The organism is Enterobacter quasihormaechei (assembly GCF_004331385.1).
GTDB classification, from domain to species: Bacteria; Pseudomonadota; Gammaproteobacteria; order Enterobacterales; family Enterobacteriaceae; genus Enterobacter; species Enterobacter quasihormaechei.
This window is the reverse complement of record NZ_SJON01000003.1, coordinates 277,200-301,089: the sequence shown is the minus strand read 5'-3', so window position 1 is coordinate 301,089 and position 23,890 is coordinate 277,200. Positions and strand designations below refer to the sequence as shown.

At 56.1% G+C, this 23,890-nt stretch carries 15 protein-coding genes; 9 read left to right on the top strand and 6 right to left on the bottom strand.

Features of this window, described 5'->3' with window-relative positions; genetic code table 11:
* Positions 1-66: 66 nt before the first annotated feature.
* Together apbE and E0L16_RS06530 are read right to left on the bottom strand one after the other, a co-directional pair.
* Positions 67-1,122 carry an FAD:protein FMN transferase ApbE gene (gene apbE / locus E0L16_RS06535; protein ID WP_131636560.1) on the bottom strand — a complete coding sequence of 352 codons (1,056 nt, stop codon included), beginning with the start codon at positions 1,120-1,122 and terminating at the stop codon, positions 67-69.
* A 114-nt stretch (positions 1,123-1,236) separates the two neighbouring features.
* Positions 1,237-2,328, bottom strand: a complete 1,092-nt coding sequence (locus tag E0L16_RS06530) for a porin OmpC (protein WP_063450356.1) — start codon at positions 2,326-2,328, stop codon at positions 1,237-1,239.
* A gap of 745 nt (positions 2,329-3,073) precedes the next feature.
* Between E0L16_RS06530 and rcsD the strand changes: the two genes are divergently transcribed.
* Both rcsD and rcsB read left to right on the top strand, forming a co-directional pair.
* On the top strand, positions 3,074-5,746 hold the full coding sequence (rcsD, locus tag E0L16_RS06525) for a phosphotransferase RcsD (RefSeq protein ID WP_063450357.1): 2,673 nt from the start codon (positions 3,074-3,076) through the stop codon (positions 5,744-5,746).
* Positions 5,747-5,762: 16 nt separating this feature from the next.
* Positions 5,763-6,413 carry a response regulator transcription factor RcsB gene (rcsB, locus tag E0L16_RS06520; protein WP_003859405.1) on the top strand — a complete coding sequence of 217 codons (651 nt, stop codon included), beginning with the start codon at positions 5,763-5,765 and terminating at the stop codon, positions 6,411-6,413.
* 84 nt (positions 6,414-6,497) lie between these two features.
* Here rcsB and rcsC read toward each other — a convergent pair whose 3' ends face one another.
* Both rcsC and gyrA read right to left on the bottom strand, forming a co-directional pair.
* Complete coding sequence (rcsC, locus tag E0L16_RS06515; protein ID WP_102750732.1) at positions 6,498-9,344, bottom strand: two-component system sensor histidine kinase RcsC; 2,847 nt, start codon at positions 9,342-9,344, stop codon at positions 6,498-6,500.
* A 134-nt stretch (positions 9,345-9,478) separates the two neighbouring features.
* Positions 9,479-12,115, bottom strand: a complete 2,637-nt coding sequence (gyrA, locus tag E0L16_RS06510) for a DNA topoisomerase (ATP-hydrolyzing) subunit A (RefSeq protein WP_112791567.1) — start codon at positions 12,113-12,115, stop codon at positions 9,479-9,481.
* Between the two features lie 146 nt (positions 12,116-12,261).
* On the opposite strand from gyrA, the gene ubiG reads away from it, so the two are divergent.
* The 4 genes from ubiG (at position 12,262) to yfaE (ending at position 17,090) form a co-directional block, all read left to right on the top strand.
* Positions 12,262-12,990 carry a bifunctional 2-polyprenyl-6-hydroxyphenol methylase/3-demethylubiquinol 3-O-methyltransferase UbiG gene (ubiG, locus tag E0L16_RS06505; protein ID WP_131636559.1) on the top strand — a complete coding sequence of 243 codons (729 nt, stop codon included), beginning with the start codon at positions 12,262-12,264 and terminating at the stop codon, positions 12,988-12,990.
* A gap of 348 nt (positions 12,991-13,338) precedes the next feature.
* Complete coding sequence (gene nrdA, locus E0L16_RS06500) at positions 13,339-15,624, top strand: class 1a ribonucleoside-diphosphate reductase subunit alpha (protein WP_023300610.1); 2,286 nt, start codon at positions 13,339-13,341, stop codon at positions 15,622-15,624.
* 81 nt (positions 15,625-15,705) lie between these two features.
* Positions 15,706-16,836 (top strand): class Ia ribonucleoside-diphosphate reductase subunit beta, encoded by a 1,131-nt coding sequence (gene nrdB / locus E0L16_RS06495; protein ID WP_058663033.1) that lies wholly within the window; start codon positions 15,706-15,708, stop codon positions 16,834-16,836.
* Positions 16,836-17,090 carry a class I ribonucleotide reductase maintenance protein YfaE gene (gene yfaE / locus E0L16_RS06490; RefSeq protein ID WP_063868240.1) on the top strand — a complete coding sequence of 85 codons (255 nt, stop codon included), beginning with the start codon at positions 16,836-16,838 and terminating at the stop codon, positions 17,088-17,090. Before nrdB ends, yfaE begins: the two co-directional genes overlap by 1 nt.
* Before the next feature lie 83 nt (positions 17,091-17,173).
* Here yfaE and glpQ read toward each other — a convergent pair whose 3' ends face one another.
* Positions 17,174-18,235, bottom strand: coding sequence for a glycerophosphodiester phosphodiesterase (glpQ, locus tag E0L16_RS06485; protein ID WP_131636558.1), 1,062 nt, complete (start codon positions 18,233-18,235; stop codon positions 17,174-17,176).
* 11 nt (positions 18,236-18,246) lie between these two features.
* On the bottom strand, positions 18,247-19,599 hold the full coding sequence (gene glpT, locus E0L16_RS06480; protein ID WP_063868234.1) for a glycerol-3-phosphate transporter: 1,353 nt from the start codon (positions 19,597-19,599) through the stop codon (positions 18,247-18,249).
* Positions 19,600-19,849: 250 nt separating this feature from the next.
* Between glpT and glpA the strand changes: the two genes are divergently transcribed.
* From glpA to glpC, 3 genes are read left to right on the top strand one after another with little or no spacing between them, the layout of a single operon-like run.
* Positions 19,850-21,478: an anaerobic glycerol-3-phosphate dehydrogenase subunit A gene (gene glpA, locus E0L16_RS06475; RefSeq protein ID WP_131636557.1), complete on the top strand. Its 1,629-nt coding sequence runs from the start codon at positions 19,850-19,852 to the stop codon at positions 21,476-21,478.
* Positions 21,468-22,685 (top strand): glycerol-3-phosphate dehydrogenase subunit GlpB, encoded by a 1,218-nt coding sequence (glpB, locus tag E0L16_RS06470; protein WP_131636556.1) that lies wholly within the window; start codon positions 21,468-21,470, stop codon positions 22,683-22,685. Before glpA ends, glpB begins: the two co-directional genes overlap by 11 nt.
* Positions 22,682-23,872 carry an anaerobic glycerol-3-phosphate dehydrogenase subunit GlpC gene (gene glpC, locus E0L16_RS06465; RefSeq protein ID WP_131636555.1) on the top strand — a complete coding sequence of 397 codons (1,191 nt, stop codon included), beginning with the start codon at positions 22,682-22,684 and terminating at the stop codon, positions 23,870-23,872. Before glpB ends, glpC begins: the two co-directional genes overlap by 4 nt.
* Positions 23,873-23,890 lie beyond the last annotated feature (18 nt).

Sequence of the window (23,890 nt, the reverse complement as noted above, 5' to 3'; positions counted from 1 at the left end):
CTCCTCTTACAAGCATACGCTTAGCCTGCCTGAACGCCACCGAACAAAAACCCGCAACCTTGCTTTTTAATTTTTCTCGCTTACCAGGAAGCTGTTGAACTGCGGTGAACTCCAGGTTTTAAACCCGTCAGCCTCTTTGGTGATCATATAGACGGCCAGCCCTTCCTGGCGCACCACCTCTTTGGCTTTCTCCGTGCCGAGCACCATCAGTCCGGTATCCCAGGCGTCCGCTTCCAGCGCGGTTGGGGCTATCACCGTAACGGACACCAGATTGTGGGTGATGGGGCGTCCGGTTTGCGGATCGATAACGTGCGAAATACGTTTGCCGTCCAGTTCGTAATAGTTGCGGTAGCTGCCGGAGGTGCTGATACCGTGCCCGTTGATGTCGACAATCGCCTGCACCGCGTTCTGCTGGTCGGTTGGTTTCTGAATAGCCACCCGCCACGGCCTGCCGCTGGCGTTCATGCCCCGGCTGACGAGCGCGCCCCCTACGGAAACCAGGTAACGGGGAATGCCTTCCTGCGCCATCAGGGCCGCAAGATGGTCCGCCGCATACCCCTCGCCTACCGTAGAGAGATCCACAAACAGATCGGGAATATCCTTTTGCAGGTATTGCTGACCGTACTGGCCGATCACCGACAGATGCTGTAACCCTGTACGGGCGCGGGCGTCGTCGATGGCGGCCTGATCGGGGGTAGCCACCGGCTGTTTGTCAGGGCCAAATCCCCACAGATTGACCAGCGGCCCCACGGTCACATCCATTGCGCCGTTGGTTTTGTAGCCTACGCGCATAGATTCCGTGACGATATCGGCCATCGCTTCGCTCACCGGCCACAGCGAGGTGCTGCTGGAGCGATTGAAACGCATCAGCGCTGAGTCATTTTTATACGTCGAGAGCAGCTGATCGTCGGCATCCAGCTGCGCCTGAATTTTTCCGCGTAATTCTTCAGCGCGGGATTTATCAATATCCATCACGCTGACGCGCCAGAAGGTCCCCATGGTTTTCCCTTCCAGCACCGTCGCGGCTGGCGCCTCGATTTTTGCGGGCTGCGTAGAAGAGTCACACGCGGTCAGGAGTAAAACAGTCGCCAGAAAGCTGGCGCGCAAAAAAGTCATTTCCATTGGTTATTATCCTCATGCCAGGGCGGCAAGAGTACACTAAAACAGCGTATTTGTAAGACCCTAAAAAAGCATGAAAAAAGGGGCCTGATGGCCCCTTTGTTGCAGTATGAGCAATTAGAACTGGTAAACCAGACCCAGCGCTACGATATCGTCGGTGCTGATACTGGTGCGGCGAGTGAAGTCGTTTTCATCCAGCAGGTTGATTTTGTAATCAACGTAGGTGGACATGTTTTTGTTGAAGTAGTAAGTCGCGCCCACGTCAACATACTTCAGGATATCCTGATCGCCATAGCCTTCGATGTCCTTACCTTTAGATTGCAGGTAAGCCACGGATGGACGCAGACCGAAGTCGAACTGATACTGAGCAACCACTTCGAAGTTCTGTGCTTTGTTAGCCCAGCCCTGATCGCCAACGCGGGTCGCGTTGTAGGTCTGAGAATACTGTGCAGCCAGGTAGATGTTGTTCGCGTCGTATTTCAGACCGCCGGTGTAGGTCTCAGCACGATCGCCGTTACCGAAGTAGTTTGGCGCGTTCTGGTCATCAGTACGTTTAGAGCTGGTGACAGCCGTACCGAGTGCGAAGCCTTCGCCCAGATCGTAGGTCAGAGAGCCGCCGTAGCCGTCACCGTTCTGACGCAGCGCGTCACGACCGTTATTGGTCTGGCCTTCACCGCTTGGGCTGCCGTTTTTACCCTGGTACTGTAACGCAAAGTTCAGACCATCAACCAGACCGAAGAAGTCCTGGTTACGGTAGGTCGCGAAGCCGTTACCGCGCTGCTGCATGAAGTTGTCAGAACCGTAGGTGTCGCCGCCGAATTCCGGCAGAACGTCGGTCCAGGAAGTGACATCGTAAACAACGCCGTAGTTACGACCGTAGTCGAATGAACCCGCATCAGCGAATTTCAGACCAGCGAACGCTACACGCGTCCATGAGTTGTTTTCGTTCTCGCCAGAGTTGCCCTGGATCTGGTATTCCCACTGGCCGTAACCGGTCAGCTGATCGTTAACCTGAGTTTCGCCTTTGAAGCCCAGACGCATGTAGGTCTGGTCGCCGTCTGCACCGTCGTCATCGGAGAAATAGTGCAGGCCATCCACTTTACCGTACAGATCTAATTTGTTGCCGTCTTTGTTATAAATTTCAGCCGCATTTGCTGCGCCTGCCACCAGCAGAGCTGGTACCAGGAGGGACAGTACTTTAACTTTCATTTTATTAACCCTCTGTTATATGCCTTATTATTTACCACTGCTTACTGGTCAACCCTCTTAACCAGTCGGCAAGTTCATTCTCCTCAAAAATGCAGAATAATCCAACAGGAATATGATACGAAAACTTTGAAGATGTTTCACTTTACCATCAAGATGTTTCAATTTGTAAATTTCAAGGAACTTTCACAGAGCATCAAAAGTTTAAAAATATAGCACGGATAATCAAAACAAAAATATATCGTAGAAATTTCAATAAATTAACTTAAAAAACAGTACCGCACTGAATGACAAAAAAATTCCCTTCAACACCACTAAAATAACTCTCGCTATCATCATTAACTTTATTTATTACCGTCATTCAGTTCTGAATGTCTGTTTATCCCTAATTGAACCGGATGCTTCGCATTCGGTTTTTTTTTACCTTTCTTTACGTCAGCAGACATTTAATGTGCTACCCGCCTGTAATGATAACGACTATTAACTAAATTCAGCGTTGGCGTTTACAGAATTTCTTTTTTTGTAGCCGCAATTAATTTCTTGTTAATTCGTGCTATTTTTCAGCCGTTGTGACGGCGTATTTGTACATTTGACTGGGTTTTGTACATCTTTTACCCGGATGTCGTTGAAGCGGGTTGCGACAGATAAAAAGTCAAGGTCATGCCGATAACGACGCTGGAAATTCGGTTATTACCCTTTATACTGCCCTATCCCATTACCGCGCGGCCATTACGGGTTAAACACATCAATGAGTCAGACAGAAACTACCGCCCCGAGCAAATTCTCCCTTCTACCGGGCAGCATCACCCGTTTCTTTCTTCTATTGATCGTTGTGCTGTTAGTCACAATGGGGGTGATGGTCCAGAGCGCCGTGAACACCTGGCTTAAAGATAAAAGCTATCAAATCGTCGATATCACCCACGCGGTGCATAAGCGCATTGATACGTGGCGCTATGCGACCTGGCAAATCTACGACAATATCGCCGCCGCGCCTGCCACCTCGTCAGGCGAAGGGTTGCAGGAAACGCGCCTTAAGCAGGATGTTTATTACCTTGAAAAACCGCAGCGCAAAACTGAAGCCCTGATTTTCGGTTCGCACGACAGCGCAACGCTGGAGATGACGCAGCGGATCTCCTCCTATCTGGACACCCTGTGGGGCGCCGAGACCGTTCCGTGGTCCATGTATTACCTGAACGGTCAGGACAACAGCATGATCCTGGTCTCTACCCTGCCGCTTAAGGACCTCTCGTCCGGCTTTAAAGAGACCACCGTTGGCAGTATTGTGGATTCCCGCCGGGCAGAAATGTTGCAACAGGCCAACGCGCTGGACGAGCGCGAAAGTTTTTCTTCGCTACGCCGCCTCGCCTGGCAGAACGGCCATTACTTTACGCTGCGCACCACCTTTAACCAGCCGGGCCATCTCGCGACCGTGGTTGCCTTCGATCTGCCGATTAACGATCTCATCCCGCCGGATATGCCGCTGGACAGTTTCCGTCTGGAGCCAGACAACAGCACCCAGAATATGCGCACGCCGTCGGACAAAGAAGGCGCGGACAGCGTCGCGATCTCCTTTAATGGCTCAAAAATCGAGATTGCCTCATCGCTCAATTCAACCGGTATGCGGCTGGTGTGGCAGGTGCCTTTTGGCACCCTGATGCTTGATACCCTGCAAAACATTCTCCTGCCGCTACTCCTGAATATCGGCCTGCTGGCGCTGGCGCTGTTTGGCTACAGCACCTTTCGTTTCCAGTCGGGCCGCCAGAGCGACTCGACATCGGTATCCTCAGGAACCAGCAACGAACTGCGCGTCCTGCGTGCCTTAAACGAAGAGATTATTTCCGTGCTGCCGCTGGGGGTGCTCGTTCACGATCAGGAAGCAAACCGCACGGTCATGAGCAATAAAATTGCCGACCACCTTCTGCCGCACCTTAACCTGCAAAATATTACGGCCATGGCGGACCAGCATCAGGGCGTTATCCAGGCCACCATTAATAATGAACTGTATGAGATCCGTCAGTTCCGCAGTCAGGTCGCCTCGCGCACGCAAATCTTCATTATTCGCGATCAGGACCGCGAAGTGCTGGTAAATAAAAAGCTCAAGCAGGCGCAAAGGCTGTACGAGAAGAACCAGCACGGCCGCGCCGCGTTTATGCAAAATATCGGCGATGCCTTTAAACAACCGCTGAAGTCACTCGCCACGCAGATTGCTGATTTAAGCACGCCGGAAAGCCGACAGCTAAGCAGCCAGGCCGACTCGCTGGTTCGTCTGGTGGACGAAATCCAGCTGGCGAATATGCTGGAGAACGACATCTGGAAGGGCACCCCGACGCTCTTCTCCATCCAGGATCTGATTGATGAGGTGGTACCGGAAGTGCTGCCGGTGATCAAGCGCAAGGGTCTCCAGCTGTTGATCAACAACCATTTACCGGCCAACGACGAGCGTCACGGCGATCGTGATGCCCTGCGCCGCATTCTGATGATGCTGATCCAGTATGCCGTCACCACGACGCAGATCGGCAAGATCACCCTGGAAGTCAGCACCGATGAATCCACCGACGATCGCCTGACGTTCCGCATTCTTGATACGGGCGAAGGCGTGACCGTCAGCGAAATCGATAACCTGCACTTCCCGTTCCTGAACGATACGCAGCGTGACCACTACGGTAAGGCGAATGCCCTCACCTTCTGGCTCTGCGATCAGCTGGCGCGCAAGCTGGGCGGCCATCTGAACATCAAGGCCCGCGAATCCCTCGGTACCCGCTACTCTTTACACGTCAAAATGGCGGCGAATCCACAGGAAGAGGATGAAGAGCGTCTGCTGGATGATGTGGTCGTGATGGTGGATGTGACCTCCAGCGAGATCCGTAATATCGTCGTTCGTCAGTTAGAAAACTGGGGCGCGTCCTGCATCACCCCGGACGAAAGGCTCGCGAGTCAAGAATTTGATCTATTTTTAACTGATAATCCGTCTAATCTTACTGCCTCAGGCTTGCTTTTAAGCGATGATGAGCCAGGCGTGCGGAAAATTGGCCCTGGGCAGCTGCGCGTCAACTTTAATATGAGCAATGCAATGCAGGAAGCTGTATTACAACTGATTGAAGAGAATCTGGCGCAGGAAGAGATCCTGGAGTCACCGTTAGGCGGCGATGAAAATGCAGAACTCCATGCCAGCGGATATTATTCGCTCTTCGTTGATACAGTACCAGATGATGTTAAGCGGTTGTATACTGAGTCCGCTGCGCAGGATTTTGCAGCGCTGGCACAGACAGCACACCGGCTTAAAGGGGTGTTTGCCATGCTTAATCTGGTTCCCGGCAAGCAGTTATGTGAAACGCTGGAACATCTAATTCGTGAGAAAGATGCCTCTGGCATTGAAAAATACATCAGCGACATTGACGCTTACGTCAAGAGCTTGCTGTAGCAAGGTAGCCTTATACATGAACAATATGAACGTAATTATTGCCGATGACCATCCGATTGTACTGTTCGGTATTCGCAAATCACTTGAACAGATCGAGTGGGTGAATGTAGTCGGTGAATTTGAAGATTCCACAGCTCTCATTAACAACCTGCCTAAACTTGATGCGCATGTGCTCATTACCGATCTCTCCATGCCTGGAGATAAATACGGTGACGGCATTACGCTCATCAAATACATTAAACGCCACTTCCCGGACATTTCGATCATTGTTCTGACCATGAACAACAACCCGGCGATCCTGAGCGCCGTTCTGGATCTCGATATTGAAGGGATTGTACTGAAACAAGGCGCACCTACCGATCTGCCAAAAGCGCTGGCGGCGCTACAGAAAGGGAAGAAATTCACCCCTGAAAGCGTCTCACGCCTGCTCGAAAAAATCAGCGCGGGTGGCTATGGCGACAAGCGTCTTTCGCCAAAAGAGAGTGAGGTTCTGCGTCTGTTCGCTGAAGGCTTCCTGGTCACTGAAATTGCCAAGAAGCTGAACCGCAGTATTAAAACCATCAGTAGCCAGAAAAAATCCGCGATGATGAAGCTGGGTGTGGATAACGATATCGCCCTGCTGAACTATCTCTCTTCCGTGACGCTGAGCGCAACGGACAAAGATTGATCTTCGCTGTTTACGCCGGGTGGCGCTCGCGCTTACCCGGCCTACAGCCGCAGGAGAAATAAAAAAGGCCCTTTCGGGCCTTTTTTATTGTCTTGCTTTTCGTACCCGCTCCGCATACACGGATAGGGTCTGCTTCAGGACATCCAGCGTGACCGGCTTCGACAGACAGCTGTCCATCCCGGACTCCAGACAGCGCTGTTTCTCCTCTGCCAGGGCGTTGGCTGTCACCCCGACCACCGGTAGCGTCAGCCCCAGCTGTCGGATACGCTGTGTCAGACGGTAGCCGTCCATGTTAGGCATGTTCACATCGCTGAGCACAATATCAATATGGTTCTTACTTAAAACGTTCAGGGCATCCACGCCATCATTGGCCGTTTTACACTGATAGCCCAGCGAGCCAAGCTGGTCTGCGAGCAGACGACGGTTAATTGGATGATCGTCGACAACCAGAATCATCATATCGTCGTTCACCGACGCCAGCTCATCAGGGGAGGCCAGCGCGGTCGCGCCATCGCTGTCCTCAAGCTGTACGCTGTAAATGCGCGCCAGCAGGCCCAACAGCTCGTGCGGTGTCGCCACGCTGTGCACCCACAGCCCAGGCGAACGCTCAATCGGAATACCGATATGGCGGCGACAGAACATCACCACCCCGCGTCCCGCCCACGCCTGGTCTGGCTCAACGTCGGTGATCAGCATGTCATCCGCGTCCGGCGTCTGGCCTTCATAGCGTGAGACCCGCACGCCGCTGCTGGTCAGCATCGAGGTCAGGAAATCGTGTAAGGAGGCGTTGTGCACCGCCAGCCAGCAGTGCTTATCGCTCAGCCCGTCGACCGTGGCTTTCGCCGGATAGTGTGCCGAATAGAGCGGAATACGGATGGTGAACTGGCTGCCCATACCCGGCTCGGTATCGACGGAGATATCCCCGTCCATCATGCTGATCAGCTTCTCACAGATCGCCAGGCCCAGCCCGGTCCCCTGGAAGTTGCGCTGTACGCCCGTTCCCACCTGGAAGAACGGATCGAACAGGCGAACAACCTCTTTCGCCGGGATGCCGACCCCCGTGTCGCGCACGCGAATGGTCAGGTACTCCCCTGCCCTACAGACATGCAGCACAATACAGCCGATATCGGTGAATTTGATGGCGTTGCTCAGCAGGTTCGAAATGACCTGTTGCAGACGCATCGGATCGCCATGCAGCGTCAGCGGCACATCCGGCTCGATAAAGCAGTACAGCCCCAGCTGCTTGCGCACCACCAGCGGCAGATAGTTGGCGCTGATATGGTTCATCACCTCGCGCGGGGAGAACTCACGCGGTTCTATTTTCAGCTGCTCAGACTCAATTTTAGAGAAGTCGAGAATATCGCTGATGATTTTCAGCAGCAGGCTGGAGGAGTTGTTCATGGCCGTCACCAGACGGTCGACCCCTTTCGGCAGCTCCTTGGTCTGAAGCAGATCGAGGTTACCGATAATGCCGTACAGCGGCGTACGCAGCTCATGGCTGACGGTCGCAAGGAACATCGACTTGGACTGACTGGCCTGCTCCGCCGCCTGCGCCATATCCTGCAATGACTCTTCCATCTTCACGCGCGCAGAAACATCCACCAGCACGCAAATCGCCACGTTTTCATTGCGGTAGCGCGAATGGACGAAGCTGATTTGCAGGTTGGTGTGGGTACTGGTCAGCACGTCCACAAAGTTAACCTGCTGACCGCAGATGATCTGCGTTAACCGCTGGCGGTCTTCATGCGTGAGCATGTTCAGGTAGTTATGGGCAAGCTCGTTACTGAGGATATTCGTCCCGTCCTGAGTACGCAGGATACAGATCCCCACTGGCGCCGAGGCGACAATCTTACGGTTAAACTGCTCGTGCTCTTCCAGACGCTGCGCATCCGCTTCCGCCGGAATAAAGATCCGCCGCTCATACATTCTCGCCAGCATAAACAGCGCCACGCCTACCGCGATGTTCAACAAAATGGCGTTAAGGATCAGGATGCGAATGCGCTCCAGCACCTTGTCCACCGGCAGCGAGTAGACAATGCTCAGCGACGACGGCGGCAAACTTTTCTTGAGCACCAGCTCGCGGAAACCGGAGGTATAGCCAAACCATGACCGCTCCTGCATCCAGCTGGGCTCCACCTTCAGGCGGTTTTCAGGCCCGGCAAGGGAGATGAGCGGGTGGCCGTTTTCATCCAGAATGGTCACCCCCATCGGCAGGCTGCCCGGCGTGAAGAAGTTTTCCATGCGGATGGTTTGTTCAATACCCAGCAGCGCTTGCAGGCGGTTGCCGAGATAAACCGGAGTCAGGGCATAGAAATAGCCGACGCCCATGCGCGGCCCCTGGCTTATCCAGAAGATGTTGTTTCCACGCTCTTCCTGAGGCGCATTACGGTATTTCACGATGCGCTCATGCAGGCTTTTCAGCGCGTCTTCGCGTTCGACGGGCATATCCCGCAGGCCGAAATCCGCCATGCAGAGGTTTTCGTTGCCAATCAGGTAAACGCGGTTCAGATCGTAGGCGGCGGAGAAGTTATCGCGCCAGTAGCGCATAAACCATGAAAGCGACTCCAGCGAGCCACGCCAGGCTTTGCCCATGGCTGAACAATCGGAGTCCGGGAAGAGCGGTTCGAAATCAGGTACTTCGGTTTTTTCATCTCGTCCACGAAGGGCCAGAATGCCGTTCTCCGCCGTCAGTCGATTTTCGGCAATATATTTAAGCTCTTTCATCACGTCAGACGTGCGCTGGATATAGCGCTGGGCCTGATCCGAGCTTAAGTTAAACTCCTGACGGATCTCCGCTTCTTTCTGGTGCAGCGCGTTAACGATGTAAAACACCGAGAGCAGCGCCACCAGTAACCAGAGCAGCAGCGCAAGCGCCCGAAACAGATAGCGAGAGACTTTTAGCGTGGTACGAAAGGAAACGAGGTATTTCAAAGGGGCGAGGCTCCGCCATCGGGGAAAAAAGAATGTGGTTAAGGTAGCGGTAAACGCGGCTTGTCGCAACGTTCACTTGTCTGCTTACGCAAAACAAAAGGGCCGGAAACCGGCCCTTTATGCGTCAGGAGACGTTACTCGTCAGCGTCATCCGCTGCGTCATCATCGGTGTCCGCTTCCGGGACGATTTCATCATCCCCTTCCGCGACGCTGCCGTCGATAGAGTCGAGCTCTTCGTCATCCACCGGCTCAGCAACGCGTTGCAGACCGACGACGTTTTCATCTTCCGCAGTACGGATGAGGATAACGCCCTGGGTGTTACGACCCACCACGCTGATCTCAGACACGCGCGTACGCACCAGCGTACCGGCATCGGTGATCATCATGATCTGGTCCGCGTCGTCCACCTGCACCGCGCCCACAACGGAACCGTTGCGCTCGGTGACCTTGATGGAGATAACGCCCTGCGTGCCGCGTGATTTGGTCGGGTATTCGCTTTCCGCCGTACGCTTACCGTAACCGTTCTGGGTGACGGTCAGGATTGCGCCTTCGCCACGAGGAACGATCAGGGAAACAACGGTGTCTTCACCCGCCAGCTTGATACCACGCACGCCGGTCGCCGTACGGCCCATGGCGCGAACGGCGTTCTCTTTAAAGCGCACCACTTTACCGGCCGCAGAGAAGAGCATCACTTCATCAGAACCGGACGTCAGATCCACGCCGATCAGTTCGTCGCCTTCGTTCAGGTTCACCGCGATAATCCCGGCAGAACGTGGACGGCTGAACTCGGTCAGTGCGGTTTTCTTCACGGTACCGCTCGCGGTCGCCATAAAGACGTTCACGCCCTCTTCGTACTCGCGTACCGGCAGGATGGCGGTGATACGTTCGTTCGCTTCCAGCGGCAGCAGGTTGACGATTGGACGTCCACGCGCGCCACGGCTCGCTTCCGGCAGCTGATAGACCTTCATCCAGTACAGACGGCCCCGGCTGGAGAAGCAGAGGATCGTATCGTGGGTGTTAGCCACCAGCAGACGGTCAATGAAGTCTTCTTCTTTAATACGTGCCGCAGATTTGCCTTTACCGCCACGACGCTGTGCTTCGTAGTCGGTCAACGGCTGATACTTCACGTAGCCCTGGTGAGACAGGGTCACTACCACGTCTTCGCGGTTGATCAGATCTTCAATGTTGATATCAGAGCTGTTGGCCGTGATTTCGGTACGACGTTCGTCGCCGAACTGATCGCGAACCAGCTCCAGCTCTTCGCGGATCACTTCCATCAGGCGCTCTGCGCTGCCCAGGATATGCAGCAGCTCGGCAATCTGTTCCAGCAGCTCTTTGTACTCGTCGAGCAGTTTTTCATGCTCAAGGCCGGTCAGTTTCTGCAAACGCAGATCCAGAATCGCCTGGGCCTGCTGTTCAGTCAGGTAGTACTGACCGTCACGCACGCCGAATTCCGGTTCCAGCCACTCAGGACGCGCGGCGTCGTCGCCGGCACGTTCCAGCATCGCCGCCACGTTGCCCAGATCCCATGGACGCGCAACCAGCGAGGCTTTCGCTTCTGCCGGGGTTGGCGCACGGCGGATCAGCTCGATGATCGGGTCGATGTTCGCCAGCGCAACGGCCAGTGCTTCAAGGATATGAGCACGATCGCGCGCTTTGCGCAGTTCAAAGATGGTACGGCGAGTCACCACTTCACGGCGATGACGCACGAACGCGCTCAGGATCTCTTTCAGGTTCATGATCTTCGGCTGACCGTGGTGCAGCGCAACCATGTTGATACCGAAGGAGACCTGAAGCTGAGTCTGGGAGTAAAGGTTGTTCAGCACAACTTCACCCACCGCGTCGCGCTTGATTTCAATCACGATGCGCATACCGTCTTTGTCAGACTCGTCACGCAGCGCGCTGATGCCTTCAACGCGTTTTTCTTTTACCAGCTCGGCGATTTTTTCAATCAGACGCGCTTTGTTCACCTGATACGGGATCTCGTGAACAATGATGGTTTCACGGCCGGTTTTGGCGTCCGCTTCCACTTCGGCGCGGGCACGGATGTAAATCTTGCCACGACCGGTGCGGTACGCTTCTTCAATACCGCGACGACCGTTGATGATCGCCGCCGTCGGGAAGTCCGGGCCCGGGATGTGTTCCATCAGCCCTTCAATGCTGATGTCTTCATCGTCGATGTAGGCCAGGCAGCCGTTGATCACTTCCGTGATGTTATGCGGCGGAATGTTGGTTGCCATACCGACGGCGATACCGGACGAACCGTTCACCAGCAGGTTTGGGATCTTCGTTGGCATAACGTCAGGAATTTTTTCCGTGCCGTCGTAGTTATCAACGAAATCAACCGTCTCTTTTTCCAGGTCGGCCATCAGCTCATGGGCAATCTTCGCCAGACGGATTTCCGTATAACGCATTGCCGCGGCGGAGTCGCCGTCGATAGAACCAAAGTTACCCTGACCATCTACCAGCATGTAACGCAGCGAGAACGGCTGCGCCATACGGACAATGGTGTCGTACACCGCGGAATCACCATGGGGATGGTATTTACCGATTACGTCACCAACGACACGGGCAGATTTTTTGTAGGCTTTATTCCAGTCATTGCCCAATACGTTCATGGCGTATAGTACGCGACGGTGTACCGGCTTCAGGCCATCGCGGACGTCCGGCAGCGCACGGCCAACAATGACCGACATCGCATAGTCCAGATAGGAGCTTTTCAGCTCTTCCTCGATGTTAACCGGTGTAATTTCTCTCGCAAGGTCGCTCATCTAACCGCTATCCCTCTACTGTATCCCGGATTCAAAGGTCGCAAATTATAACACAGCCGCGGTGATACAGGTAAACCTATACGCTTTATTCACAGGGATTGCCTGATATACTCATTTGTCTTGCTAAATAAGGAGTAAAAGCGCCCATGAATGCCGAAAAATCCCCGGTGGCTCACAACGTTGACCACGAAGAGATTGCCAAATTTGAAGCGGTGGCGTCCCGCTGGTGGGATCTCGAAGGTGAGTTCAAACCTCTGCATCGTATTAACCCGCTGCGTCTGGGCTATATCGCGGAGCGTTCCGGCGGTCTGTTCGGTAAAAAAGTGCTCGACGTCGGCTGCGGCGGCGGCATCCTGGCGGAAAGCATGGCGCGCGAAGGGGCCACCGTTACCGGCCTGGACATGGGCTTCGAACCCCTACAGGTTGCCCGTCTTCACGCGCTGGAGTCCGGCGTACAGGTAGACTACGTTCAGGAAACCGTGGAAGAGCACGCGGCAAACCATGCGCACCAGTACGACGTGGTGACCTGCATGGAGATGCTGGAGCACGTTCCCGATCCGCAGTCGGTGGTCAACGCCTGTGCAAAACTGGTGAAGCCGGGCGGCCAGGTCTTCTATTCGACGATCAACCGCAACGGCAAAGCCTGGCTGATGGCCGTGGTGGGCGCGGAATATGTGCTGCGCATGGTGCCAAAAGGGACGCACGACGTGAAGAAGTTTATCAAGCCTGCCGAACTGCTGGGCTGGGTTGACCAGACATGGCTTAAGGAGCAGCACATCACCGGCCTGCACTACAACCCGCTAACGGATAAATTCAAACTTGCCCCGGGCGTGGATGTTAACTATATGTTGCATACAACCGCCAAAAACGACTAACGTCATCCGTTATTCTTATAATGATTGCGCGACATCATGTTGCGCAATTCTGACCTCCCGTTGAAGAAATCAGCACTCGATCAAATTTTGAATTTTTTTTCTGGAATATTGACATCTCTTCCAGGCCTTATGGCACGAGGACTTAGCCTTTTTTACCCTTTCACAACCTCAATTTAACGTCAAAATCAACCCTTGTACTGAAAAGAATCCTTACTAGAATACTCACCATATAGCGTTATTCTTATCGCAAAACCCCTATATGTAGTATTTATCCACAGAGTTAGTCACAAGACGGATCTGTGGATAAGCGGGGGATATTTTTTATTTCACGGACAGGTAAAAACCCACATGAATCAGAGTCTGCTGGTGACAAAGCGCGACGGTACCACCGAGCGTATCAATCTGGACAAAATCCATCGAGTTCTCGACTGGGCAGCAGAAGGACTGAACAACGTATCTATCTCCCAGGTTGAACTGCGTTCTCACATTCAGTTCTACGACGGCATCAAAACGTCTGATATCCACGAAACCATTATCAAAGCAGCGGCGGATCTGATCTCCCGCGACGCACCGGATTATCAGTACCTCGCTGCGCGTCTGGCGATTTTCCACCTGCGCAAGAAAGCCTACGGCCAGTTCGAGCCGCCGAAGCTTTACGATCACGTGGTGAAAATGGTCGAGCTGGGCAAATACGACACGCATCTGCTGGAAGACTATACGGAAGAAGAGTTCGAGCAGATGAACGGGTTTATCGATCACTGGCGCGACATGAACTTCTCCTACGCGGCGGTGAAGCAGCTCGAAGGTAAATACCTGGTTCAGAACCGTGTGACCGGTGAGATCTACGAAAGCGCCCAGTTCCTCTATATTCTGGTGGCCGCCTGCCTGTTCTCGAATTACCCGCGTGAAACCCGTCTGGACTACGTGAAGCGTTTCTACGATGCGGTATCAACGTTCAAAATTTCTCTGCCTACGCCAATCATGTCTGGCGTGCGCACCCCTACCCGTCAGTTCAGCTCCTGCGTTCTGATCGAGTGTGGTGACAGCCTGGATTCCATCAACGCCACCTCCAGCGCCATCGTAAAATACGTTTCCCAGCGTGCCGGTATCGGCATTAACGCTGGCCGTATCCGCGCGCTGGGCAGCCCGATCCGCGGCGGCGAAGCGTTCCACACCGGCTGTATTCCGTTCTACAAGCACTTCCAGACGGCAGTAAAATCCTGCTCTCAGGGCGGCGTGCGCGGGGGTGCAGCAACCCTGTTCTACCCAATGTGGCACCTGGAAGTGGAAAGCCTGCTGGTTCTGAAGAACAACCGTGGCGTTGAAGGCAACCGCGTGCGTCACATGGACTACGGCGTGCAGATCAACAAGCTGATGTACACCCGTCTGCTGAAAGGTGAAGACATCACCCTGTTCAGCCCGTCCGACGTCCCGGGCCTGTACGACGCGTTCTTCGCCGATCAGGACGAGTTCGAGCGTCTGTACACCAAATACGAAAAAGACGACAGCATTCGCAAGCAGCGCGTGAAGGCGGTAGACCTGTTCTCCCTGATGATGCAGGAACGTGCCTCTACCGGTCGTATCTACATCCAGAACGTTGACCACTGCAACACCCACAGCCCGTTCGACCCGGTCGTTGCGCCAGTGCGCCAGTCTAACCTGTGCCTGGAGATCGCCCTGCCGACCAAACCGCTGGACGATGTGAACGACGAAAACGGCGAAATCGCCCTGTGTACGCTCTCCGCGTTCAACCTGGGTGCGATTAAGAGCCTGGACGAGCTGGAAGAGCTGGCCGTGCTGGCGGTTCGCGCGCTCGACGCCCTGCTGGACTACCAGGATTACCCAATCCCGGCGGCAAAACGCGGCGCAATGGGCCGTCGTACCCTGGGTATCGGCGTGATCAACTTCGCCTACTGGCTGGCGAAAAACGGCAAGCGTTACTCCGACGGCAGCGCCAACAACCTGACCCACCAGACGTTCGAAGCGATTCAGTACTACCTGATGAAAGCCTCCAACGAGCTGGCGAAAGAGCAAGGCGCGTGCCCGTGGTTCAACGAAACCACCTACGCGAAAGGCATTCTGCCGATCGACACGTACAAAAAAGACCTGGATGCGATCGTCAGCGAGCCGCTGCACCTCGACTGGGAAGGCCTGCGCGAGTCCATCAAAACGCACGGCCTGCGTAACTCCACGCTCTCTGCCCTGATGCCGTCCGAGACCTCTTCGCAGATCTCCAACGCCACCAACGGTATTGAGCCACCGCGCGGCCACGTCAGCATCAAAGCATCGAAAGACGGCGTGCTGCGTCAGGTAGTGCCGGACTACGAAACGCTGGGCAACAACTACGAGCTGCTGTGGGAAATGCCAAACAACGACGGCTACCTGCAACTGGTGGGTATCATGCAGAAGTTTATCGACCAGTCGATCTCTGCCAATACTAACTACGACCCGACGCGCTTCCCGTCAGGCAAGGTTCCGATGCAGCAACTGCTGAAAGACCTGCTCACCGCCTACAAATTTGGCGTGAAGACCCTGTACTATCACAACACCCGTGACGGTGCGGAAGACGCACAGGACGACCTGGCCCCGTCAATTCAGGACGACGGCTGCGAAAGCGGCGCATGTAAGATCTAATGTAAATGCCGGGTGGCGCTCCGCTTACCCGGCCTACGATTTTGTTTGCCCGATTGACAAAATCTCTCACAGGACACACTCATGGCATATACCACCTTTTCACAGACGAAAAACGACCAGCTCAAAGAGCCGATGTTCTTCGGCCAGCCGGTCAACGTGGCACGCTACGATCAGCAAAAATATGACATCTTCGAAAAGCTGATTGAAAAGCAACTCTCCTTCTTCTGGCGTCCGGAAGAAGTGGACGTTTCCCGCGACCGTATCGATTTCCAGGCGCTGCCGGAACACGAAAAGCACATCTTCCTCAGCAACCTGAAGTACCAGACGCTGCTGGACTCCATTCAGGGTCGTAGTCCGAACGTGGCGCTGCTGCCGCTGATCTCGATTCCTGAGCTGGAAACCTGGGTAGAAACCTGGGCGTTCTCTGAAACGATCCACTCCCGCTCTTATACCCACATCATCCGCAACATCGTGAACGATCCGGCGGTGGTGTTTGACGATATCGTCACTAACGAGCAGATCCAGAAGCGCGCGGAAGGCATTGCGCACTACTACGACGAGCTGATCGAGATGACCAGCTACTGGCATCTGCTGGGCGAAGGCACCCACAGCGTGAACGGCAAAACCGTTACCGTGAACCTGCGCGCGCTGAAAAAGCAGCTGTACCTCTGCCTGATGAGCGTTAACGCCCTGGAAGCGATCCGCTTCTACGTGAGCTTCGCCTGCTCCTTCGCCTTTGCCGAGCGCAAGCTGATGGAAGGCAACGCCAAAATCATCCGTCTGATCGCTCGTGACGAAGCCCTGCACCTGACCGGCACCCAGCACATGCTGAACCTGCTGCGCAGCGGTACGGACGACCCGGAGATGGCGGAAATTGCGGAAGAGTGCAAACAGGAGTGCTACGACCTGTTCGTGCAGGCCGCCCAGCAGGAGAAAGAGTGGGCAGACTACCTGTTCCGCGACGGCTCCATGATTGGCCTGAACAAAGATATTCTCTGCCAGTACGTTGAGTACATCACCAACATCCGCATGCAGGCGGTTGGCCTCGATCTGCCGTTCCAGACGCGCTCTAACCCGATTCCGTGGATCAACACCTGGCTGGTGTCCGATAACGTGCAGGTGGCACCGCAGGAAGTGGAAGTGAGTTCGTATCTGGTCGGTCAGATTGACTCTGAAGTCAACACCGACGATCTGAGCGATTTCCAGCTCTGATGACCCGCGTAACGCTACGCCTTTCGGGTACAGAGGTGCTGTGCCAGGAAGAGCACCCTTCCCTGCTGGTGGCGCTTGAAGCGCATCAGGTGGAGGTAGAGTACCAGTGTCGTGAAGGCTATTGCGGCTCCTGCCGCTGCCGTCTGGTCGCAGGCCAGGTGGACTGGCTGACCGAACCGCTGGCCTTTATCAGTGAAGGGGAAATTTTGCCCTGCTGCTGCCGGGCAAAAGGCGATATAGAGATCGAGATGTAACAGTGTCGGGTGGCGCTACGCTTACCCGACCTACAAAACCGCAGTTCGTAGGCCGGGTAAGGCGAAGCCGCCACCCGGCAATTTCAGCGTTTATCCTTCAAAAAACTCACCGCTTTATCCGGGAAATCCGTAAACACCCCGTCCACTCCCGCCTGGTTATACAGTACGTCGTAAAGCTGATTCACGTCCGTCGCATAGTCCGGCAGCTGGTCTGCACGCACGGTATACGGATGCACCTGCATGTTGCTCGCGTGCGCCTCTTTCACCATCGCCGTCAGCTTCACGTGACCCGGCGTTGAGCCTTCCGCCACCAGCATGTGGTAATCCGGCCCAATGCCGTCGGCGTACTGAGCAATCTGCTTCATCGCGCCCGGCTTAAACATCCAGTCGTAGTTGTAGTTCACCCACTTCCCGTCCGGCTGTTTTTCCTGGGTTTCGTTCCAGTCGGTATAGGCAATCAGCTGCACCAGATTGAGATCCATCCCCATCTTCGGCTCCAGCTCGGTTTTGATGCGCTTCAGCTCCGCCGCATCGAAACATTGCAGGAAAACCTTATCCTGCTTGCTGGTGTAGCCGTACTTTTTCAGCACCTTCAGCGTTGTAGCGGCAATGTCTTTTCCTTCCTGATGGTGGAACCACGGCGCTTTGATTTCCGGATAGATACCGATGTTTTTCCCGGTCGAGTGGTTCAGCCCCTGAACAAACTCGATCTCCTCTTCGAAGGTGTGAATACGGAAGTCAGATTTGCCCATCGGGAAACGTCCCGGATAGACCTGCACCTTCTTGCCGTTTTCAATCTCGAAGCCCTCGGTAAACGTCAGCGAGCGGATCTCCGCCAGCGTGAAGTCGATGGCGTAATAGCGACCGTCTTTACGGGCGCGATCCGGGAAGCGTTCCGCCACGTCCGTGACGCGGTCAAGATAGTGGTCATGCAGGACGACCAGCCGGTCGTCCTTCGTCATCACCAAATCCTGCTCCAGATAATCCGCGCCCTGCGCATAGGCCATCGCCTTCGCCGGCAGCGTATGCTCCGGCAGATAACCGCTGGCGCCGCGATGGGCAATCACGATTTTATCCGCCGCCAGCGCGGAGCCGGTCATCAAACCAGCCAGCAGCAGGCCGGCTGCAAGTTGAGTGAATTTCATGACAAGGCTCCTTATTGACGACGCGCCAGCACTTCAGCATGGTGACGTTTTTCACCGATCATCACGACGATCAACAGCAGAACCGCCAGCACGCTGCCGCCAATCATCACCATAAAGCCACCGTCCCAGCCGAAGAAGTCGACGGTGTAACCGACGATGGCACTTGCCGCCACTGAACCGCCGAGGTAGCCAAACAGACCGGTAAAGCCCGCCGCCGTGCCTGCCGCTTTCTTCGGCGCCAGCTCCAGCGCGTGCAGGCCAATCAGCATCACCGGACCGTAAATCAGGAAGCCGATAACGATCATACAGGCCATGTCTACTGACGGATTACCCGGCGGGTTCAGCCAGTAAACAACCGTCGCGATGGTCACCAGGGTCATAAAGAACACGCCCGTCGCGCCACGGTTACCTTTGAACACTTTATCCGACATCCAGCCGCAGATCAGCGTGCCGGGAATGCCCGCGTACTCATACAGGAAGTAGGCCCAGGAGGACTTATCCAGCGCGAAATGCTTCACCTCTTTCAGGTAGGTTGGCGACCAGTCGAGGATGCCGTAGCGCAGCAGGTAAACGAAGACGTTCGCCACCGCGATGTACCACAGCAGCTTGTTGGGCAGCACGTACTTCATGAAGATCTGCTTTGCCGTCAGCTCTTCTTCGTGCTTCTCGCTGTAATCATCCGGGTAGTCGTTTTTGTACTCTTCAATTGGCGGCAGGCCGCAGGACTGCGGCGTGTCGCGCATCAGCGCAAAGGCGATAATCGCCACCAGGATCGCCCCAAAAGCAGGCATGTAGAGCGCGGCATGCCAGTCGTTGAACCAGGCCATCCCCAGCAGGAACAGCAGCGGCGGAAGCCCGCCCCCAACGTTATGCGCGCAGTTCCACACCGACACAATGCCACCACGCTCCTTCTGTGACCACCAGTGAACCATGGTGCGTCCGCACGGCGGCCACCCCATCCCCTGGAACCAGCCGCAGAGGAACAGCAGCACGAACATGATGGCAATGCTGGAGGTCGCCCATGGCACGAAGCCCATGAACAGCATGACCGCTGCCGCGAGGATCAGCCCGGCGGGCAGGAACACGCGCGGATTCGAACGATCCGACACTGACCCCATAATGAATTTCGAAAAACCGTACGCGATGGAGATCCCCGACAGCGCGAACCCCAGGTCGCCGCGAGAGAAGCCCTGCTCCACCAGATACGGCATGGCGAGCGCAAAGTTTTTACGTACCAGATAGTACGCCGCATACCCGAAGAAGATCCCGAGGAAGATTTGCCAACGCAGACGGCGGTAGAGAGGATCGATCTCTGCCTCTGGCAGTCGCGCCCGGTGTGGCGCAGGTTTAAAGATACTGAGCATAACAGCCTCCGTGGCCTTTCAAATAATGACCGGGCATCTCGCGCCCGGCTACAGAGGCGGCGATGTTAAGAAATCACGGTGAATGTTACTGTGAATCAACGCACAGATTGTTACAGAAATATGACAGGATGCGCAAAAAAGCGCATGAAATCACGTTTCACTTTCGAATTTCGCGCGTTTATGTTCGAAATCAAACAAACCACACGATCGCTGTGGCTAAATGCTAAAAAACGAACATAGAGGAAAGGCAATGACAATTCACGATCCACGCTCTAGCGATGTGATTATCATTGGCGGTGGCGCGACGGGTGCCGGCATCGCACGCGACTGCGCCCTGCGGGGGTTGAGCGTCACGCTTCTGGAACGCCACGATATCGCCACCGGCGCGACGGGGCGTAACCACGGCCTGCTGCACAGCGGCGCCCGCTATGCGGTCACTGATGCTGAATCCGCGCGCGAATGTATCGCTGAAAACCAAATCCTCAGGCGCATCGCCCGCCACTGCGTTGAACCCACCAACGGCCTTTTTATCACCCTTCCCGAAGACGACCTCGACTTTCAGCAAACCTTTATTACCGCCTGCACGGCGGCAGGCATTCAGGCTGAGGCGATCGATCCGGCGCAGGCGCGTCGTATTGAACCCTCGGTGAACCCGGCGTTACTTGGCGCGGTGAAGGTGCCTGACGGAACCGTTGATCCCTTCCGCCTGACCGCCGCCAATATGCTCGACGCGCGGGAACACGGGGCGCATATCCTGACCGGGCACCACGTTACCGGACTTATTCGTGAAGGCAATACCGTGCGCGGCGTGCGCGTGTTTGATGCGCAGTACAACGAACACCGCGAGCTGTATGCCGCCGTGGTGGTTAACGCGGCGGGGATATGGGGCCAGCGCATCGCGGAATACGCCGATTTATCCATCCGCATGTTCCCGGCCAAAGGTTCGCTGCTGATCCTCGATCACCGCATCAATAACCACGTCATCAACCGCTGCCGCAAGCCGTCCGATGCCGACATTCTGGTGCCGGGCGACACCATTTCGCTCATCGGTACGACGTCAACGCACGTCGACTACAGCGACATTGACGTCAACCGGGTTACCGCCGAAGAGGTGGATATTCTGTTGCGCGAAGGGGAAAAGCTGGCCCCGGTGATGGCGCAGACCCGTATTCTGCGTGCCTACGCGGGCGTGCGTCCCCTCGTCGCCAGCGATAACGATCCGAGCGGACGTAACGTCAGCCGCGGCATCGTGCTGCTCGATCACGCCGAACGTGACGGCATGGACGGGTTTATCACCATTACCGGCGGCAAGCTGATGACCTACCGGCTGATGGCGCAGTGGGCCACGGATGCTGTCTGCCGTAAGCTCGGCAATACCACGCCGTGCGTGACGGCGGAGCGGGCCCTGCCCGGCTCGCAGCACTCGACAGAAAAAACGCTGCATAAAATCATCTCGCTCCCCGCACCGCTTCGCGGCTCGGCGATTTACCGCCACGGCGACCGCACTCCGACCTGGCTTGGCGAAGGGCGACTCAGCCGAAGCCTGGTGTGCGAATGCGAAGCCGTGACCGCAGGCGAGGTGCAATATGCCGTGGAAAACCTGACGGTGAACAGCCTGCTTGATTTACGCCGCCGCACGCGCGTCGGGATGGGCACCTGTCAGGGGGAGCTGTGCGCCTGCCGTGCCGCCGGGCTGCTGCAACGTTTTCACGCCACCACGTCAACCCAGTCGCTTGCCCAGCTCAGCGATTTTTTAAACGAGCGCTGGAAAGGCATTCAGCCCGTCGCCTGGGGCGATGCCCTGCGCGAAAGCGAGTTTACCCGCTGGGTCTATCAGGGGCTTTGCGGTCTGGAGAAGGAGCACCCCCATGAAATTTGATATCGTGATCGTCGGCGGCGGGCTGGCGGGCCTGCTGTGCGGCCTTAAGCTGACGCAGCGCGGTCTGCGCTGCGCCATTGTGACTCGTGGTCAGAGCGCCCTGCACTTCTCCTCCGGATCGCTGGATTTACTGGGCGCGCTGTCGTTCGAAGATCTGCCGCCTGAACATCCCTACCGGCTGACGGGCGCAGAGAATATGGCCCGCTTTGCCTGTGAAACCGAATATCTGCTCACCACCTGCGGCGCACGTATGCAGGGTGACGCGGAGCTTAACCATCAGCGCGTCACGCCGCTCGGCACCCTGCGCGCCGCCTGGCTTAGCCCGGAAGAGGTGCCTGTCGCCCCCATCACTGCGGAACGCGTGCTGGTGGTGGGGATCAGCGGATTCCTCGACTTTCAGCCGCATCTGGCCGCCGCGTCTCTCAGGCAGCAGGGTGTTCAGACAGATACCGCCGAGATTGACCTCCCTGAACTCGACGTGCTGCGCGAAAACCCCAGCGAGTTTCGGGCGGTGAACATTGCCCGCCTGCTGGATAATGAACGTTACTGGCCGCAGCTGTACGCGGCGCTTCGACCGCTCGGCGAGACCTGCGACGCCCTGTTTATGCCCGCCTGCTTTGGCTTAACGGATAACCGGCTCTGGCGCTGGCTCTCGGCGCGTCTGCCCTGTACGCTCGGTTTACTGCCGACGCTCCCCCCTTCTGTGCCCGGCATCCGTCTGCATACCCAGCTTCAGCGTCAGTTTGTCGCCCAGGGTGGCGTCTGGATGGCGGGCGACGAGGTGAAAAAAATCACCCTGGCAGAAGGCGCGGCAAGCGAAATCTGGACCCGCAACCACGGCGATATCCCGCTTCGCGCACGCTATACGGTGCTGGCAAGCGGCAGCTTCTTCAGTAACGGTCTGCTGAGCAGTCGGGAGGGCGTGCGCGAGGCGATCCTCGGGCTGGACGTCCGGCAAAGCGCCTCCCGCGCGGACTGGTATCAGAGCGATTTTTTCACTCCGCAGCCCTGGCAGCAGTTCGGGGTGATTGTCGACGCCCAGCTGCACCCGCGGCTGGACGGGCAACCGGTTGAAAACCTGTACGCCATCGGCTCGGTTCTGGGCGGGTACGATCCCGTGGCGCAGGGCTGCGGCGGCGGCGTCTGCGCCGTCACCGCGCTGCACGTTGCGGAGCAGATTATTCAGCGCAGGGAGGCAGCACAATGAACGACACCCGGTTTGAAAACTGCATCAAATGCACGGTCTGTACCACGGTTTGCCCGGTCAGCGGCGTCGATCCGCGCTATCCCGGCCCGAAGCAGGCCGGTCCCGACGGAGAACGTCTGCGCCTGAAGGACGGAGCGCTTTACGACGAGGCGCTGAAATTCTGTATCAACTGCAAGCGCTGCGAAGTTGCCTGCCCGTCGGACGTGAAAATTGGCGATATCATCCAGCGCGCCCGCGCGCGCTACAGCACGCAGAAACCGACGCTACGTGACGCGATACTGAGCCATACCGATCTGATGGGCAGCATCTCGACGCCTTTCGCGCCGGTCGTCAATGCCGCCACCGCCCTGAAGCCGGTGCGCAGGCTGCTGGATGCAACGCTCAAAATCGACCATCACCGCAGCCTGCCGAAATATTCTCACGGTACCTTCCGCCGCTGGTATAAATCCGTGGCGGCAAAACAGGCGCGGTTCGCCGAGCAGGTCGCCTTCTTCCACGGCTGCTACGTGAACTACAACCATCCGCAGCTGGGGAAAGACCTGCTGAACGTGCTGAACGCCATGGGAACGGGCGTTCAGCTGCTGAGCAAAGAGAAGTGCTGCGGCGTTCCGCTGATTGCCAACGGTTTTATCGACAAAGCGCGCAGGCAGGCGAAAAGCAACGTCACCGCTTTACGTGAAGCGATCGTCGACAAAGGCATACCGGTACTGGCGACCTCGTCAACCTGTACCTTCACGTTGCGCGATGAATATCCGCATCTGCTGGATGTGGATAACACCGGCCTGTGCGAGCACATCGAGCTGGCGACCCGTTTTCTCTGGCGCAAACTGGACGGCGGGCAGACGTTGCCGCTGGGCAAATTGCCGCTGAAAGTGGTGTATCACACGCCATGTCATATGGAAAAGATGGGCTGGTCGCTCTATACGCTTGAGCTGCTGCGGCTGATCCCGGGGCTGGAGCTGACGGTGCTGGATTCACGCTGCTGCGGCATCGCAGGCACCTACGGCTTTAAGCGCGAAAACTACCCAACGTCACAGGCAATTGGCGCGCCGCTGTTCCGGCAAATTGAAGAGAGCGGCGCGGATATCGTCGTGACCGACTGTGAAACCTGTAAATGGCAGATTGAGATGTCCACCAGCAAACGCTGCGAACATCCTATTACCCTGCTGGCAAACGCGCTGGCGTAACCGTTGCCGGGGCCACCG

What these genes read in the sequence shown, in the direction of transcription:
- E0L16_RS06530 (WP_063450356.1), bottom strand. Translation starts at nt 2,328, where the DNA reads ATGAAAGTTAAAGTACTGTCCCTCCTGGTACCAGCTCTGCTGGTGGCA.
- apbE (WP_131636560.1), bottom strand. Translation starts at nt 1,122, where the DNA reads ATGGAAATGACTTTTTTGCGCGCCAGCTTTCTGGCGACTGTTTTACTC.
- glpQ (WP_131636558.1), bottom strand. Translation starts at nt 18,235, where the DNA reads ATGAAATTCACTCAACTTGCAGCCGGCCTGCTGCTGGCTGGTTTGATG.
- glpA (WP_131636557.1), top strand. Translation starts at nt 19,850, where the DNA reads ATGACAATTCACGATCCACGCTCTAGCGATGTGATTATCATTGGCGGT.
- rcsB (WP_003859405.1), top strand. Translation starts at nt 5,763, where the DNA reads ATGAACAATATGAACGTAATTATTGCCGATGACCATCCGATTGTACTG.
- gyrA (WP_112791567.1), bottom strand. Translation starts at nt 12,115, where the DNA reads ATGAGCGACCTTGCGAGAGAAATTACACCGGTTAACATCGAGGAAGAG.
- yfaE (WP_063868240.1), top strand. Translation starts at nt 16,836, where the DNA reads ATGACCCGCGTAACGCTACGCCTTTCGGGTACAGAGGTGCTGTGCCAG.
- nrdA (WP_023300610.1), top strand. Translation starts at nt 13,339, where the DNA reads ATGAATCAGAGTCTGCTGGTGACAAAGCGCGACGGTACCACCGAGCGT.
- ubiG (WP_131636559.1), top strand. Translation starts at nt 12,262, where the DNA reads ATGAATGCCGAAAAATCCCCGGTGGCTCACAACGTTGACCACGAAGAG.
- glpB (WP_131636556.1), top strand. Translation starts at nt 21,468, where the DNA reads ATGAAATTTGATATCGTGATCGTCGGCGGCGGGCTGGCGGGCCTGCTG.
- glpC (WP_131636555.1), top strand. Translation starts at nt 22,682, where the DNA reads ATGAACGACACCCGGTTTGAAAACTGCATCAAATGCACGGTCTGTACC.
- nrdB (WP_058663033.1), top strand. Translation starts at nt 15,706, where the DNA reads ATGGCATATACCACCTTTTCACAGACGAAAAACGACCAGCTCAAAGAG.
- glpT (WP_063868234.1), bottom strand. Translation starts at nt 19,599, where the DNA reads ATGCTCAGTATCTTTAAACCTGCGCCACACCGGGCGCGACTGCCAGAG.
- rcsD (WP_063450357.1), top strand. Translation starts at nt 3,074, where the DNA reads ATGAGTCAGACAGAAACTACCGCCCCGAGCAAATTCTCCCTTCTACCG.